General features: G+C 41.3%; 15 protein-coding genes and 2 pseudogenes. 10 read left to right on the top strand and 7 right to left on the bottom strand.

Annotated elements, in window-relative coordinates; genetic code table 11:
* The first annotated feature begins 8 nt into the window (after window positions 1-8).
* Window positions 9-599, top strand: a complete 591-nt coding sequence (locus PL9214_RS07220) for a late competence development ComFB family protein (RefSeq protein WP_072718112.1) — start codon at window positions 9-11, stop codon at window positions 597-599.
* A 109-nt stretch (window positions 600-708) separates the two neighbouring features.
* On the opposite strand, the gene psb29 is transcribed toward PL9214_RS07220, so the two are convergent.
* Window positions 709-1,395, bottom strand: coding sequence for a photosystem II biogenesis protein Psp29 (gene psb29 / locus PL9214_RS07215; protein WP_072718111.1), 687 nt, complete (start codon window positions 1,393-1,395; stop codon window positions 709-711).
* Window positions 1,396-1,489: 94 nt separating this feature from the next.
* Between psb29 and PL9214_RS07210 the strand changes: the two genes are divergently transcribed.
* On the top strand, window positions 1,490-2,116 hold the full coding sequence (locus PL9214_RS07210; RefSeq protein ID WP_072718110.1) for a chromophore lyase CpcT/CpeT: 627 nt from the start codon (window positions 1,490-1,492) through the stop codon (window positions 2,114-2,116).
* Window positions 2,117-2,362: 246 nt separating this feature from the next.
* On the opposite strand, the pseudogene PL9214_RS07205 reads toward PL9214_RS07210, so the two are convergent.
* Together PL9214_RS07205 and hemF are read right to left on the bottom strand one after the other, a co-directional pair.
* A pseudogene (locus PL9214_RS07205) lies at window positions 2,363-2,722 on the bottom strand (STAS domain-containing protein); the annotation flags it as partial.
* 59 nt (window positions 2,723-2,781) lie between these two features.
* Complete coding sequence (hemF, locus tag PL9214_RS07200) at window positions 2,782-3,825, bottom strand: oxygen-dependent coproporphyrinogen oxidase (protein WP_139294988.1); 1,044 nt, start codon at window positions 3,823-3,825, stop codon at window positions 2,782-2,784.
* Between the two features lie 302 nt (window positions 3,826-4,127).
* Between hemF and PL9214_RS07195 the strand changes: the two genes are divergently transcribed.
* From PL9214_RS07195 to trpA, 4 genes are all read left to right on the top strand, one after another.
* Window positions 4,128-5,189 (top strand): Mrp/NBP35 family ATP-binding protein, encoded by a 1,062-nt coding sequence (locus PL9214_RS07195; RefSeq protein ID WP_072718108.1) that lies wholly within the window; start codon window positions 4,128-4,130, stop codon window positions 5,187-5,189.
* A gap of 410 nt (window positions 5,190-5,599) precedes the next feature.
* Window positions 5,600-5,818 carry an NAD(P)H-quinone oxidoreductase subunit L gene (ndhL, locus tag PL9214_RS07190; protein ID WP_072718107.1) on the top strand — a complete coding sequence of 73 codons (219 nt, stop codon included), beginning with the start codon at window positions 5,600-5,602 and terminating at the stop codon, window positions 5,816-5,818.
* Window positions 5,818-6,123: a DUF3007 family protein gene (locus tag PL9214_RS07185; protein ID WP_072718106.1), complete on the top strand. Its 306-nt coding sequence runs from the start codon at window positions 5,818-5,820 to the stop codon at window positions 6,121-6,123. The genes ndhL and PL9214_RS07185 overlap by 1 nt, the downstream gene beginning before the upstream one ends.
* A 73-nt stretch (window positions 6,124-6,196) precedes the next feature.
* Window positions 6,197-7,000: a tryptophan synthase subunit alpha gene (gene trpA / locus PL9214_RS07180; protein WP_072718105.1), complete on the top strand. Its 804-nt coding sequence runs from the start codon at window positions 6,197-6,199 to the stop codon at window positions 6,998-7,000.
* A 645-nt stretch (window positions 7,001-7,645) separates the two neighbouring features.
* Here the strand turns inward: trpA and PL9214_RS07175 are convergent.
* A complete protein-coding gene (locus PL9214_RS07175; protein ID WP_072718104.1) occupies window positions 7,646-8,944 on the bottom strand; it encodes a glutamyl-tRNA reductase in 1,299 nt (432 codons plus the stop codon).
* Window positions 8,945-9,123: 179 nt separating this feature from the next.
* Window positions 9,124-10,161 (bottom strand): class II fructose-bisphosphatase, encoded by a 1,038-nt coding sequence (glpX, locus tag PL9214_RS07170; RefSeq protein WP_072718103.1) that lies wholly within the window; start codon window positions 10,159-10,161, stop codon window positions 9,124-9,126.
* 232 nt (window positions 10,162-10,393) lie between these two features.
* Here glpX and PL9214_RS07165 point away from each other — a divergent pair, with 232 nt between their 5' ends.
* On the top strand, window positions 10,394-10,759 hold the full coding sequence (locus PL9214_RS07165) for a thioredoxin family protein (RefSeq protein WP_072718102.1): 366 nt from the start codon (window positions 10,394-10,396) through the stop codon (window positions 10,757-10,759).
* Between the two features lie 149 nt (window positions 10,760-10,908).
* Here the strand turns inward: PL9214_RS07165 and PL9214_RS33025 are convergent, their stop codons facing one another.
* Window positions 10,909-11,034, bottom strand: a complete 126-nt coding sequence (locus tag PL9214_RS33025) for a hypothetical protein (protein WP_367400316.1) — start codon at window positions 11,032-11,034, stop codon at window positions 10,909-10,911.
* Between the two features lie 157 nt (window positions 11,035-11,191).
* Here PL9214_RS33025 and PL9214_RS07160 point away from each other — a divergent pair, with 157 nt between their 5' ends.
* Window positions 11,192-12,388, top strand: coding sequence for an LL-diaminopimelate aminotransferase (locus tag PL9214_RS07160; protein WP_072718101.1), 1,197 nt, complete (start codon window positions 11,192-11,194; stop codon window positions 12,386-12,388).
* A 150-nt stretch (window positions 12,389-12,538) separates the two neighbouring features.
* Here the strand turns inward: PL9214_RS07160 and PL9214_RS32200 are convergent.
* Window positions 12,539-13,632, bottom strand: a pseudogene (locus tag PL9214_RS32200) (ISAs1 family transposase).
* Between the two features lie 327 nt (window positions 13,633-13,959).
* Between PL9214_RS32200 and PL9214_RS07145 the strand changes: the two are divergent.
* Both PL9214_RS07145 and PL9214_RS07140 read left to right on the top strand, forming a co-directional pair.
* A protein-coding gene (locus PL9214_RS07145; protein WP_139294985.1) for an IS630 family transposase occupies window positions 13,960-14,996 on the top strand; the annotation gives its coding sequence in 2 pieces (ribosomal slippage) (window positions 13,960-14,092 and window positions 14,092-14,996; 1,038 coding nt in all).
* 46 nt (window positions 14,997-15,042) lie between these two features.
* A complete protein-coding gene (locus PL9214_RS07140; RefSeq protein WP_072718100.1) occupies window positions 15,043-15,855 on the top strand; it encodes a creatininase family protein in 813 nt (270 codons plus the stop codon).
* Window positions 15,856-16,149: the final 294 nt, after the last annotated feature.

Here is a 16,149-nt window from a genome sequence, read left to right as displayed (position 1 = left end):
AAAGCATTATGAGTATTGAAAAGATTGTTGAGCAAGCATTGCAAGATGGTTATCTGACCCCCTCAATGGAGGCAGAGGTTGGACGAATTTGTAATACCGCCTCAGAACTTTCCATTGAAGAATATATGGCTCTGGATCGGTTGATGGGAGCCTTGTTAACGGGTGAAGTCGTCGTTTTACCCCGGAAACAATTTATTAATGTGATGGAGGAATTAGTCCTGAGTGAAGCGATCGCTCGGGTTGCAGAAATTGAAGAAAATAGTGAGCAAAGCTTAGATGTGGGGGATATTGCTGCCTATGCGTTAAATCGTCTTCCTCCCCTCTATGCCACAACGGAAGAAGGAGCCCAATATCAACGCTCAAGAGCCAAAGAAGAACTCCAAGTGCTGATTGCCAATCAGGTTAAAGAAGCGATTGAGCGTAACTTAAACCGTGCGGCTCAAAATCAAACGGTTCTCGGGAAATCTACAGGGGAAGCCGTCTTATCTCAAGTCAGTTCACTATTACAGACCTATGCCCAAAACTATGACCCGACCTCTAACATGACCTCTAAACCGATTAACACCTCCTCAGTTCATGAAATTGGTCAGGATTATTGAGTTGGGGATAGGTTCAGATCAATCAGGGTTGCTGATGGACAACTTTGATTAACCTGAACCTCTCATAACTCCTGATTGAGAGATGTTAATGGGGAACTTTTGGCTGCGTTCAATTTAAGCCAACCGCTTCATTAGCTCGTTGTTCCCGTTTCTTCCGTTCCGCTTGGGTCATTTCTTCAATCATGATGCGGGCTTGCGCCACTTTTTCAAGATTGCTGCGATAGAGATCTAAATCCTTGAGCAGTTTATCTTGAGGCAAGTGTAATGCTTCAGCCAGTTGAGTTAAGATTTGTTCGCCTGTAGCTTTGTCTTGAATTCCATTGGGATCAGCAACCTCTAACAAGGTGTATAAACCAATGGCATACAAGCGACTGTATTTCCATTTGGGATTAGTTGCGACGGTTCGGAAATATCCTAGCAACTCAGTCTCCGCAACTTCATCAGGAGAAGCCTTTAAATTAACAATTAAATCTTTAACCGATAGAGTTTTGGCTAATTCTGTTAAGTGTTGAGCATCACCCCGATATTTTTGCGGGTCATCTTGTTGTGCTTTGATCAGCGCATTAAAAATCGAGTCTTGATCGGATGACGGTTGATACCCTTGCATAAAGCGATCAAAAGCTGTTACAACACCCAACGCATAAATGGGGTCATAGCTAAAGTCAACATTGACCGAGAGCAAGTGCATTTCCACCATCAACTCCTCGACCACACGACGATAGATGGAATTGATCGGGCGAGTGTGTAGACTGTAAAAAGTACGCTTTGTATCTGAAACCGTGCGGATGTTGTTCACAAGCCAATCTTAAAAGGGACTAAATACTATTTTAATTTTTTTGTGTTCAGGATTTTGAATCCTAGAAATTAAACAATCACAACGGAAACAACCAATGGTAATATCCCCTGAACTTAGAGCTTTAGCGGAATATATGGCGGGAGAGTTTAATAATCAAGCCCAAGCCTTGGCTGACCCCGTTTGGTATGTCCATTTACACCTCTGGCATCGTCCAGTTCCCTTCAATCTGTTTCCCGAACCCAGCTTGATCCTATTTGCCGAACAAGCCAATATTGTTAACCTGAATCAACCCTATCGTCCTCGGTTTATTCAGTTACGCTCCTCCCTTAATCCTGAGTTCCCTTTAGAGGCTCAATATTATATGCCTCAAAATATTTCTCAGGTGCAAGGTGCTGGACAAGATCCAGAACGGTTGCAACATCTTACCCCAGAGGATTTAAAACTTTTGCCCGGTTGTACCTTAAATATTACTTATCAAGTCTTAAGCCCTAATCATTATCGATTCAAAGCCATACCTCCAAAAGACCAAATCTGTTGCTTTAGTTATCAAAACAAAACCTATCAAGTTGAATTGGGTTTTGAAGCCACCCAGGATGAATTTTTCAGCTATGACAAAGGTATTGACCCTACCACTGGAAAACCATTGTGGGGGGCGATGTTAGGGCCATTTCAATTCCAAAAACAGTCTTGTTTTGCTTCTTTACTGCCTAATGACCTTTAATCTCAATCCCAACTGAAAATTTGTTCAGATCAGGCTTCTGCTGAGAGACGTACAGAAGTACGCCTCTTGTTTTGACAGAAAGCCGAGTAGGGTTAGCGTGCCGTGATCTGATTTCCACTGGCTCTTTTCAGGGGGCGACAAGAGAGATAGAAAGATTACTGGATAAGCTTGCTATTTTTCTGTGGGTTTATGGGTTTCTAACCCACCCCGGCCCTGTCTGGGTTGGGGGCGATTGTCCCCCCCTGAACTTTCTCTTACCCCACCTTCAAGGGCTTCATCTTCCGTCTCAAAAATTTCAAAGACAGAATCCATCATGGTCACCTCAAATACCAGTTTGGCTTCTGGATGAACATTACAAATTCGGAAGCTACCCTTCACTTTGTCAGCATCTCGCATTCCAGCAACCAGTGAAGTCAGACCCGAACTATCAATAAAGTTCACTTGACCTAGATTTACTACGACATGGCGACTCAATTTAGATATACATTCCTGCAACTTGAGGCGGAATTGCCAAGCTGTTGTGATGTCTAGGCGTCCTGTTGGTGCCAAGACAATGACCTTTGTACCATCCTGGGTCGTATGTTCTTTTTGATCGATATGAATCACTGACCGTCCCCTCGGAATTTTTGATATTGCGTTGGTTGCTTATCTGACAGTAGTTTAACTTAGACCTGTGAGTTAGGAGCAGTCCAGTTCGCCCAATCTTGAGGCTTTAAGAAAGTCTCATACAATTCTGCTTCTGGAGTTCCCGGTTCCGGCTCATAGCCATATTCCCATCGTACCAGAGGCGGTAAAGACATGAGAATGGACTCAGTACGACCATTGGTTTGTAAGCCAAAAATCGTCCCTCGATCATAAACCAAGTTGAATTCCACATATCGACCTCGCCGATATAATTGGAACTGTCGTTCTCGATCTCCGTATTCATGAGAACGCCGCCGTTCTACAATCGGCCCATAAGCAGGTAGAAAAGCTTGTCCACAGTCTTGAATAAAACTGAACAAAGATTCCCAATCTCTCGAATCTGGGGTTCCCACTTCATTACTATACAAGGCTGCTGTTCCTTTCGGATCAGGGCCTTTATAAAGTTGACTTTGGGGATCTTGATAGTCAAAAAAGATGCCCCCCACCCCTCGTGTTTCTTGGCGATGTTTCAAATAGAAATATTCATCACACCAACGTTTGAATACAGGATAATACTCTTCATGGTGGCGATCGCAAGTTTGTTTTAAGGTTTGATGAAAATGGTGAGCATCTTCAGCAAAGGGATAATAAGGGGTTAAATCAATCCCGCCCCCAAACCACCATACAGGCCCCGCTTCAAAATAGCGATAATTAAGGTGTACCGTTGGAATATAGGGATTGCGGGGATGGAGTACCATTGAGGTTCCTGTGGCATAAAATCCCTGTCCGGCTGCCTCTGGACGTTGTGTCAGAATTGAAGGAGGCAATGTTTCGCCCCAAACTTCGGAGAAATTCACTCCCCCTTGTTCAAACACATCCCCATCTCGAATCACACGAGTCCGACCGCCACCGCCTTCTGGGCGATCCCAAGAGTCCTCTCTAAATTTGCCAAGGCCATCGAGTTTTTCTAAGCCTTGACAAATTTCATCCTGGATTTGTTTCATAAACTCACTGACACGGGTTTTGGAGTCAGTCGGAGGGATCAACTGGGGCGTAGTAATTTCCGATATCTGAGAAGCTGTCATAATTTTTTTTTAACCTATCTTGTTTGGCGAACCATTTGTTTTAATCTCGCCAAGCGTTATGATCATGTCTATATTGTGTCCCTGGAGTCAAGTGGCTAATGGCTACTGATGCCTTAAATTTCTGAGACTGTAAATCTTCTTTACTTTAATTTGAAGTTAGCTTAAGCGTTTTTAACACTTATTATCAAAATATGAAGAGCCGTTAAATTGCCGAATTCTTGAATAATAGACGGGGGATAGACTCTCTACTCCCGACAATAGCCCTTCATTTATTGCTCAAATTGGAAACACTCTGATTCAATATGCTTGATTTCAACACAGTCTTAGAGGTGTTACGACCTGTACAAGACCCTGAACTCCAAAAGAGTTTGGTGGAATTAAACATGATTCGTAACCTGAAAATCCAAGGGGGTGAGGTTAGCTTTACCTTAGTCCTGACCACGCCTGCTTGTCCCCTACGGGAATTTATCGTCGAAGATTGTCAAAAAGCCGTTAAACAACTCCCAGGGGTGGAAACGGTTGTTGTTGATGTTACCGCCGAAACCCCTCAACAAAAAGCTTTACCTGACCGTCAAGGTATTCCAGGGGTTAAAAATATTCTAGCCATTTCCAGTGGCAAAGGAGGCGTCGGAAAAAGTACCGTTGCGGTTAATGTTGCGGTTGCCTTAGCTCAAACGGGTGCGAAAGTTGGTTTAATTGATGCGGATATTTATGGCCCTAATGACCCCACGATGTTAGGGTTGGCAGATGCTCAAGTCAGGGTGCAGCAAAGTCCCCAAGGAGAAGTCCTAGAACCTGCATTTAATCATGGGGTAAAGTTGGTTTCGATGGCATTTCTCATCGATAAAGATCAACCTGTGATTTGGCGTGGCCCCATGTTAAATGGGATTATTCGTCAATTTCTCTATCAAGTTAATTGGGGTGAATTAGATTATCTTTTGGTGGATATGCCGCCGGGAACCGGAGATGCTCAACTCACCCTCGCCCAAGCGGTTCCCATGTCTGGGGTCGTAATTGTGACAACACCTCAGTTAGTTTCTCTCCTTGACTCCCGGAAAGGGTTAAAAATGTTCCAACAGTTGGGGGTTTCGGTGTTGGGAATTGTGGAAAATATGAGTTATTTTATCCCCCCTGATGCCCCGGATAAAAAATACGATATTTTTGGTTCTGGCGGAGGCGAAAAAACCGCTCACGAGCTTGGTGTTACCCTCTTGGGTGCTATTCCTTTAGAAATGCCCGTGCGAGAAGGGGGAGACGCAGGAATTCCCATTGTGATTTCTGATCCTAACTCAGCTTCGGCTTTAGAATTAACGGCGATCGCCCAACGCATTGCTGGAAAAGTCTCTGTTTTCGCCTTAACTTAGGGGTATTGACTGTTGACGGGTACGGGTGGGGACTCACGCTATTTTTGTTGACACTCCCCCGTCAAGCGTTCGACTGAGCTCACGCCGAAGTCTCACGCCGAAGTCTTACGCTGTGGCGGGAGTCCTCTCTCGACGATACAGATATTAGCCCCTGAACTCAAATATATGGCGCTACGCATGACGGTTAGGACATTTTTAAACTCTAAAACCCTTTCAATTCTTACTGTTCCCTGTTCCCTATTCCCTGTTCCCTCTTCAAGTAGCACTATAGTCATCTTGGAGACGGGTCGGGGGAAAGGTAACACTCGTTTTTGCAGAAAATCAAATAGCCCTGTCCCTATTCCCTCCAGTGGGCACTATAGTTTACAATTGTCTAACGTTAGCTGCTGTTTATCGTTAAACCTGCAATTATGCTACTGATTACCCTATTACTCTATGCGGCTCTTGCTGGTGCTTATTTATTAGTGCTTCCGGCTGCTTTATATGCCTATATGAATGCTCGTTGGTATGTAGCCAGTTCCTTTGAACGAGCTTTTATGTACTTTTTAGTCTTCTTCTTTTTCCCTGGATTAATTCTGCTTGCACCCTTCTTGAATTTACGTCCTCAACCTCGAAAAATTGCCAGCTAATGCGACGAATTGATGTCATTGTCATTACAATTCTTGTCTTTTTAAGCGGTGGATTGATTTACCTCATCTTCCAAGGGATAGGTTTTGATAGCGCCGATGCTGGAATCTGGAGTCAAGCGGTTTTAGTGGGGGGTTTAGTGATTTGGTTACTAACTTATTTATTTCGAGTTGGTACTCATAAAATGACTTATAACCAACAACTTAAAAACTATGAAGATGCGGTATTACAAAAACGACTGGAAGAAATGACTCCAGAAGAACTGGCTCAACTTCAAGCTGAAGTTGAAGAAGAGAAAAGGAGTTAAGTCTTTTATTTTTCTCTTCTTCAATGGATCTGAAGTTATTGGATAATTAATTAGTTTATTTGAGTTTATTTGAATGATTTCTGTTTCTCAATGCTTTGAATCTTTACGAGTTTCGGACAAAAAAAACTGTGCTTTAATTCCGTTTATTACCGCCGGTGATCCGAACTTAGAAACAACGGCGAAAGCTTTACAAGTTCTGGATCAAAATGGAGCGGATTTAATTGAATTGGGGGTTCCTTATTCTGATCCATTGGCAGATGGGCCTGTTATTCAAGCGGCTGCAACTCGCGCCTTACAAAAAGGAACTCGTTTAGATCAAGTATTAGAAATGGTGGCAACTGTTAGCCCAACGCTGAAAGCCCCAATTATTTTATTTACCTATTATAATCCCATTTTGCACCGAGGGATTAAACCCTTTTTAGAACAGATTTATCAAGCGGGAGCTAGGGGTTTAGTCGTACCGGATTTACCTTTAGAAGAAGCCGAAACTTTACTAGAACCTGCCCGTCAAATCGGCATAGAAGTCACGTTACTGGTGGCACCGACCAGCCCTAAAGAACGAATTGAATTAATCGCTCGTCAATCTCAAGGGTTTATTTATTTAGTCAGTGTTACCGGGGTAACGGGGATGCGTTCGCAAGTCCAAACCCGTGTTGAAGATATTCTCAAGGAAATGCGAACTCTCACGGATAAACCCATTGGAGTTGGGTTTGGGATTTCTCAACCCGAACAAGCCACCCAAATGCGAGATTGGGGTGCGGATGCGGTGATTGTTGGAAGTGCTTTTGTCAAACGATTAGCTGAGGGAACACCGGAACAGGCATTAGCAGATATTGGTCGATTTTGTCAAGATCTAAAAACCGCAATCCAAAATTAAAATACAGGACTTGCAAAGCAAGTCCCTATTCAGGGGAATAAATGTAGCAATTGTAATGTTTTTTGAAGAGCAATGTAGCCTGTTCGACAATTTTTGTGTATAATCTTGAGCAGATGTGTTGTTACTAAATACACTCTGATCTACTTGATTTTTTAATAACTAGGCGAACTTTGACGGGTTTCATTGAAAAAAAGCAAGAACGCTGGAAGTATTGTGCTCCCATAAACACATCACTTCCAGCTCCTTGAAACCCTCGTAATGTGCCTTTCTGTTTTTTATTATTGCAAGCTTGCTTAGGGATTTCAAGAGGTCTTTTGCAATCACCCACTTTTTAGGTTAGGGGTGTCTATAAATCCCTTGGCTGGCTGTTTTTAGTTATTTTTTGCTCTAGGGAAAAAGCAAACTCAATAGTTTTAATGTCCTCGGCTAAACCTGATCGCCCTTTTTACAGGGGATTCTGGCTTGATTCTCAATTAATGATGGTCTGTCAAACTGGGGTGAAACCTTGGTTCTTCGTGGGTTGTAATCCTTGGAGATTGTTATTAATTCCCCTATCTCCCTAGACAAATAGGGTTAACGACGATCAAAAACAGTTTTTGATCGCCGCGTTATTGGTAGAAACAATCCAGGAAAAACAGAGCCCACCTAACTATATTGCTGGCTGGAATTTTTTTCAGGCTCTAAATTAAATAAGGTCTGTAAGGTTTGCATCGCCCGACGTCGAGCTTCAATATCCTGTTGAGCGCGAAGTTGTACCATCGGGTCGTGGAGAATCTTATTCACAATTCCTCGCGTTAAGGCTTCTATGACTTCTTGATGCTTATCAGCAAATTCTGTCCCTAAACGAGATAAAGCTTTTTCTAACTCCTGTTCTCGAATTCCTTCAATTTTATCGCGTAAACAGTTAATCACGGGTACTGTTTCTAAACTGCGCCACCAAACATCAAAGGCTTGTACTTCCTCTTCCAATAAAACTTCCGCTTCCTGAGCCATTTGACGGCGACTTTCGTGGTTTTGCGCGACAACCGCTTTTAAATCATCCACATTATAAGCTTGAACATGGGCTAACTCATTCACATCAGTAGCGACATTCCGAGGGACAGAAATATCGACTAACATTAAGGATTGAGAGGCGGTTAAAATCGTTTCTAACTTAGAGCGATCTACAATTGGTTCTGTCGCTGAAGTGCTAGTAAACACAATATCAGAATTAGCCATTACAGACATCATTTCCGACATCGTATCAATTTTTAAATTCGCATCAGGAAATTGATGAGCTAATTCTTTAGCACGCCCTAAAGTTCGATTTAAAATGGTAATTTGGTTCCCACCTTTTGATAATAAGTGCTGAACCAATAAACGCGACATTTTACCCGCACCTAAAATCGTAATGCGATAATTACTTAAGTTCTGGACTTTCATCTGAACTAATTCCACCGCCGCAGAACTAATAGAAACTGCACCCGTACCAATGCTTGTTTCCGTTCTCACCCGTTTTCCAGCCGTCACCGCTTGGGTAAATAAACGGTTCAGAATGCGACTAATCCCTTTATATTGCTGACTTAATTTATGAGTTTGTTTAACTTGAGATAAAATTTGACCTTCCCCTAAAACTAAACTATCTAAACCCGCCGCCACTCGCATTAAGTGCATAATGGCATCATCATGAAGCAAAGTAAATAAATGGGGGCGTAATTGATGTAAAGATAACTTACTTTTTTCTGATAAAAATTGAGTAACTTCCCGAATTCCCGGTTGAGTTTCTGTGGCGACTAAATAAATTTCTAAACGGTTACAGGTGCTGAGAATCGCAACTTCTTCAATATGAGGATAACTTAATAAATGAGCGATCGCAGCTTCTAACTGAGGTTCAGGAATACTCAATTTTTCGCGTACTTCAACAGGCGCGGTCTTATGACTTAAACCGACAACAGCAATATTCATACAACAGTTGATATAAATAGGGTTTTAAAAAAAGATCAAACAGTAATTCAGTTATCAGTTATCAGTTATCAGTTATCAGTTAAGAGTAGATATCTTTCAGTTAATAGTTAATAGTTAATAGCTGTTAACTGTTGGATAAAAACCAAAAACTGATGACTGATTACTATTTACTGAAAAGTTTAGCGCAACTGAATATTCTTAGGTGACTCAAACATATGGATAGTATCCACAAAACGAGCCGTTTTCGACTGAGAAGAAATGACTAAACTTTGAGTACGAGCACCACCTTTAAAGAAGCGCACTCCTTCCATTAAAGTACCCGGTGTAATTCCACAGGCTGCGAATAACACCGTTTGGCCAGAAGCTAATTCCTCTGCATTATAGACTTTATCCGGTTCAGTAATTCCCATTTCTTTGAGGCGAGCAATATTGCCTTCTTTGCTTTCCCCAATTAATCCGGTTTTCACCACTTCAGGGTCATAAATTAACTGACCTTGGAAGTGACCGCCTAAAGCCCGCATTGCCGCCGCAGAAATCACTCCTTCTGGTGCCGCCCCAATACCCATGAGAGCATGAATATTCGTTCCTGAAAAGGCACAGGAAATTGCAGCCGAAACATCACCATCACTAATCAAACGTACACGGGCGCCAGCAGTCCGAATTTCATTGATCAGATCTTTGTGACGGGGACGATCCATCACCACCACCACTAAATCCTCAACGGAGCGGTTCATGCAGTCCGAGAGAATTTTTAAGTTTTCAGTGGCAGATTTGTTAATATCGACATGACCTTGAGCCACCGCAGGAGCCGCTAACTTCTTCATATAGAAGTCAGGCGCCGCAAATAAACCGCCTTTTTCAGAAATGGCTAATACAGCCATCGATCCATTTTGACCGTAGGCGACTAAGTTTGTCCCTTCGCAGGGGTCAACGGCGATATCAATTTCAAGCAGTTCATCCGGGTTACAATATTTAGCGGCATCGTCTTGGGTACAGATGCCGACTTGTTCACCAATATAAAGCATGGGGGCTTCATCCCGTTCTCCTTCCCCAATGACGATTCGTCCTTTCATGTGAATTTGGTTCATGCGTTGACGCATGGCTTCCACCGCCACATGGTCGGCTTCATTTTTGTCTCCCTTACCCATCAAACGAGCAGAAGCAATCGCAGCTTGCTCGACGACTTCAATAATCTCTAATCCAATAACATTATCCACAGAATTTTCTCCTCTCAACAGTTTGAGATTGCCGGATTGATTACATACTCCCAGTGTTTTAGTCTATCAGAGGGGGGGATTTCCTTTACATTTCAGGGAATATCGTTTTTGTTAATTTTTGCTGCATTCAACCTAAATTGAGTGACAAGGGGATCGTCTGACCGACTTAAGAGTGCTAAGACAGTTTAATCTGGAATAGAGATTTGTAGGTCAGTCAATTACGCAACTACCCATGAGTAATAACGTTCTTGTGATTCAAGATTCGGAATTTGACTCCGAAGTGCTGCAAGCTGAACAACCCGTTTTAGTTTATTTTTGGGCGGGTTGGTGTGGCCCTTGTCGGCTTGTCTCTCCGTCCATAGAAGCGATCGCCGCAACCTATGGTGATCAGGTGAAAGTAGTTAAGGTGGAAATAGACCCCAATCCCGATACCGTCAAACTGTGTAAGGTTGAAGGAGTTCCGGCTTTGAGATTATTTAACGGTCAAGACATTGTTCAATCTCATGAGGGCGCCATTAGCAAACCTAAGTTAATCGAATGGCTTGACACTGGCTTATCCTCCATTGACATTCCCACCCCTAAAGGCTCCAGCCTTTAAGTCGCTGTCAATTTCTGACAGGCTTAATTGACACTCCCCCGTCAAGGGTTCGGCTGAGTTTCGTTATTGCTCAACTACCGCTCACACCGAAGTCTGGCGCGCTCGACGGGGGATTCTTGTTTCACAGAAGAATGCTGGTTGTCTCTTTCTTAAGTGACAGATTTAATTTTACCCCTAATCATTATTGCTTCATTAAAAGAATGAAACTCAAATTTTTTGTACAATTTGCCTTCTTTGACTACCCAACCCGGTAGGCTCTTTAAGGCTTGATCTATTTCTGTTGCAGCGTTACTTCGGGATTGTCCATCCCTAGTTTGTATTGGTTTAGAAAAGGGATAGAATATTTTGCAACTAAATTTGATAAATTAGCAATAGAGATTAATCTTAATACTGTCAGAGACAACAATATTGTTTGATTTCCTTCAATGAATTATGAAATTTGCTAATCGTTTAGACCTGTTACGCTCTAATGTTTTTGCTGATATGGATCGAGCCAAAGCCAAGGCTGTATTAGCAGGACAGGATTTAATTGATTTATCCTTGGGTTCTTCAGATTTACCCGTTGCTGATCATATTATTACGCCGATCCAGGACTCTGTGTCTGATCCCGCTACTCATGGTTATCTATTATTTCGCAATACTCAAGGGTTTCGAGAAATCGTTGCTCAGTGGTACAGCAACCGTTATGGTATTGCTGTTGACCCTGAAACGGAGGTTTTACAACTCATTGGTTCCCAGGAAGGAACGGCCCATTTACCCTTAGCGATTCTCAACCCTGGTGATTTTGCCTTATTACAAGATCCCGGTTATCCCTCTCATATTGGTGGGGTTTATTTAGCGGGGGGCCAAATGTATCCGATGCCCTTACGCGAGGAAAATGGCTTTTTACCGGTTTTTGAGGAGATTCCAGAAACAGTCTTAGCCCAAGCTCGCATGATGGTGTTGAGTTATCCCCATAACCCGACATCTGCAACGGCTTCTTTATCGTTTTTCCGTCAGGCTGTGGCCTTTTGCCAAAACCATGATTTAGTTTTAGTTCATGATTTTCCCTATATGGATTTTGTGTTTCCAGAAGGAGAAGATCAGACGGTTGCAGAATTAGCTCCCTCAATTTTACAAGCTGATCCAGACAAAAGCGTTTCGATTGAGTTCTTTACCTTTTCTAAATCCTACAATATGGGCGGGTTCCGCATTGGCTTTGCCATTGGGAATGCAGAGTTAATTTTGGCTTTACGCCAGATTAAGGCAACTGTTGATTTTAACCAATATATCGGGATTTTGAATGGGGCGATCGCCGCTTTAACGGGGCCACAGGATCATATTATTCAGAATATGGGAATTTTCCGTCAACGACGGGATGCCTTTATTCAAGCGATGCAGGATATCGGTTGGAATGTCGCCAAACCAAAAGCCACGATGTATATTTGGGCTAAACTACCCGAACCTTGGTCACAGGATTCTATTGGGTTCTGTCGCCAACTGGTAGAACAAACGGGAGTAGCGGCTTCTCCGGGGGTTGGGTTTGGCAAATCCGGTGAAGGATATGTGCGGTTTGCCTTAGTCCATCCTCCAGAAGTATTAGTCACGGCGGTCAATCGCATTGCCCAGTTTTTACAATCATCTCCCTAAACCCTAAACCCTTGATTTTTTAGGGTTTTCACTCTTTTTTTGTTCATCCCCTGTTCTAGCAATTGCCTGGAAACAGGGTTTTTTCAATGGAAATTCCGTGAACTACCTACACCGGCCGCCCCCCCCCAGGGCTGTTTCATTCTAAAAAAATTAGGTACACAAAAGGCAAAGATAATTGATATTGTCGGCTATCATTCTTTGAGTTGTTGTGGGAGAATGATAGCCGTTAATTCTGAGAAGATTAAGGACAATACTTCTGATAATGGCGAAGTTTTGTGCAGCCCAACCTGAGCGAATCTTAGAACTATCTTCACGGAATAAAACATCCCTTATCCAATGATTTTGGTTTTCGATTAACCAATGTTCTCTAATCTTCTCCCCGAATTCTTCCGCACTAATCAGTATACTGCTAATGTAGTAAACTCTCTCGTAGTAAGGCTTTGCTTTTCTAATTCCGCTTCGAGTTACACAAACAAAGCTCTTAATTCCTTTCCAATAATTTTGATTAATACAACTGAGATTATCGAAAACTTCTACCCTTCGGGTAATCTGTCTTCCCTTTGTATTATCTTGACTAATATGCTGGTCTACACTTTCACAGCTTTCTCGTTTCATCTCTAACATTTCATACAGCTTTTTTTGGTTCTTCTTGACGGCGATGATATAGTGGTTTTTGCTCTTAATAATAACTTCTGTGGTTTTTTTTGGCAATGAAGGGCATCTAAGGTAAAGACTGCATCCTCTAATCCCAAGGTTTTAATTAAGTTTTGCACCACTATTAGTTCACTATTAGACTGACTTAACCATTCTGCCATTCCCGCTATTAATCCTTGAGTTGTGCTATACACTGACACAACTTGTACAAATTGTGTATAATTTTCTTCTAAGGTTTTCTGGCTTCCTCTTAGAGTTTTTCCATCCACTGCATACCACCTCCTCCCTTCCGGTTCCATCGTCGCGATCGCCCAATTATTAAACACCGATAAAAATTCTTCAAAGTCTATCCCCATCATCACTCTACGGATTGTTGAATAAGAGGGTAGACGGTTTTTAGGGACTTTCAATGTTTGAATTAATGCTTCCTTATGTCTTGTTACAAAATCTCCTAATGCTCTGTATCCTAAATATCCGCTCATTGTTCCCATAATTACAATCAGCAATACTAACCATAACGGGTGTCTTCTCCCTTCATTAATTCGGAAGTCTTTAATTTTTTTCAGTTCTTCTACCAGATTTGTTTCCATTGTTCATTCCCCAGAAGTTTCTCTTCTATTTTAGCAGTCTCTTCTGCGGAATGAAACAGCCCTGCGCCCCCCCCAGGGCTGTTTCAAAGTCGGGGGAAAAAGAGTAAAGAAATAGCGATCGCAGCCTGATAAAATGAAGAGCGATCGCCATTTTTTCTAAAATAAAGATGCTAACAAGTTTAATAGAAAATTTAAAAGAAGTCAAGGATTTTAGAAAAAGTCAGGGAAAAAGGTATGGGTTATGGGAAGTGTTATTAGTATAGCACTTCCAAATGAGTTATAATAAATGTAAGGTTAGCAATAATCCTCCAAAGCTGGCAACGGAAAATGAATCTAATCAACGAAATAGACAATTTTATCAATCAGACAAAAGATCCTAGAGAAATTAAAAGAGCGATCGCTGTCAAACTCAAATTACAAGGGAAAGCCTACCGGGAAATTCAAGACTTATTACAAGTTATAAAGGATTTATTAGCCAGTGGAAAAATCGGGTTCTTGTGGAAGGAGTAGAGAGTTTAAAACTCCAATATAAAGGAAGAAAAGGCTATCTAAGTCCCGAAGATAAACAGAAAGTTATTGAAGAATTAAGGGAAAGAGATTGGTTAAGATTGTCTGATTTACAAGTTTTGTTAGAAAGGGAGTATGGAGTCGTGTTTCAATCCCATCAAAGTTATTATAGCTTGCTGGAAGAGGCTGGCATCAGTTGGAAAAAAAGCCAAAAGAAGAATCCGGCTAAGAATGAGCAGTTAGTCCAAGAGAAAAAGGAAGAAATTGAAAAAAAGTTAGCGAGTTGGAAAGAAGAAATAGAGGCGGGAAAGCTGACGGTGTTTATGATTGATGAATGTCATCTTCTCTGGGGAGATATTTTAGGGTATGTGTGGGGAAGAACAGATAGAAGAATAGAAATTCCGATCAAAAATCAAAAAGAAAGGCAAACTTATTATGGAGCTTTAGATTACCAAACGAAAGAATTTATTATCAAAGGTTATGCGGCGGGAAATACAGAAAATACCGTAGACTTTATCCAGTATTTACAGCAGCAAAATCCGGGGAAAAGGTTAGCTATAGTCTGGGATAATGCCACTTATCATTGTTCTCAAAAGTTTAGAGATTATTTAACTGAAGTTAATCAAAATTTATCGGAAGAAGAATGGCGGATTACTTGTCTAAATTTTGCCCCCAATGCACCTGAACAAAATCCTGTAGAAGATATTTGGTTACAAACCAAAAATTTCGTGAGAAAATTTTATCATTTATGCCCATCTTTTAAAGTAATTAAGTGGCTATTCGAGTTTTTCGCTCAGGGTCAAATTTTTGATTTCCCCAAAATTTTTATGTATGGGATTTTGCCACAACCTATTTAGGATTGCTATAGTTAAATCATTATCTTGAATTAACGGAATTGAACCCATGCTCCACAATTTTATTCCCCCTGAACGGTTTTTTCCTTATTTAACTTGGGCAGAAATTGAATCAATGGCTGATAAAAATAATGTGGTTATTTTACAACCGATTGGAGCCATTGAACAACATGGCCCCCATTTACCGTTAATTGTTGATGCTGCGATCGCAACGGCGGTAACAGGTCAAGCTTTAGCCCAACTTAATGATAACATTCCGGCTTATGCTTTGCCAACAATTTATTATGGAAAATCTAACGAGCATTGGCATTTCCCCGGAACAATAACGTTAAGTTCCCAAACCTTAATGGCGGTATTAATGGAATTAGGCGAAAGTATTTATCGGGCGGGATTTAGAAAATTAGCTTTTATTAATGCTCATGGCGGACAACCGCAAATATTAGAGATGGTGGCGCGGGATTTACATCAAAAATATGAAGATTTTTCCGTATTTCCTTTATTTGTTTGGCGGGTTGCTAATATTGCTGGGGAACTCTTAACTCCGAAAGAATTAGAGTTAGGAATTCATGCCGGAGATGCTGAAACCAGTTTAATGTTATCTTTATTACCAGAACAAGTTAAAATGGAGAAAGCGGTGTGTGAATATCCCCAAGGTTTACCCGAAAATAGTTTATTAAGTATGGAGGGAAAATTACCCTTTGCTTGGGTAACACAAGATTTAACGAAAACTGGTGTTTTAGGGGATGCAACGGTGGCGACTAAGGAAAAAGGCGATCGCATTTTAGCTTCTTTAGTTAATAGTTGGGTACAAGTTATTGAGGATTTATATAAATTCAAACAACCCCAAAAATTTAGGGATTAATTAAATATTAATGCAGTGCGAGCGTCCCCGCTCGCTAGTTTCTCTAACAATAACAATAGATTTGATTTCTATAACAATAGATTTGATTTCTATAACAATAGATTTGATTTCTATAACAATAGGTTTTATTTTTATAATAGATTTGATTTTTATAACCAGCGAGCGAGGACGCTCGCACTACTTTAATTTATATAATTGCACACCAAACTCAAATAAAAATGCTATAATTTTAGATAACAAATAATTTTTAGGGTTATTATCACCGGAATGTCATAAGTTATGGCACAATGTTTT

Source organism: Planktothrix tepida PCC 9214 (genome assembly GCF_900009145.1).
Lineage (GTDB): Bacteria > Cyanobacteriota > Cyanobacteriia > Cyanobacteriales > Microcoleaceae > Planktothrix > Planktothrix tepida.
Note: the sequence above shows the minus strand (reverse complement) of the source record. Positions and strands in the feature narration are given on the sequence as shown.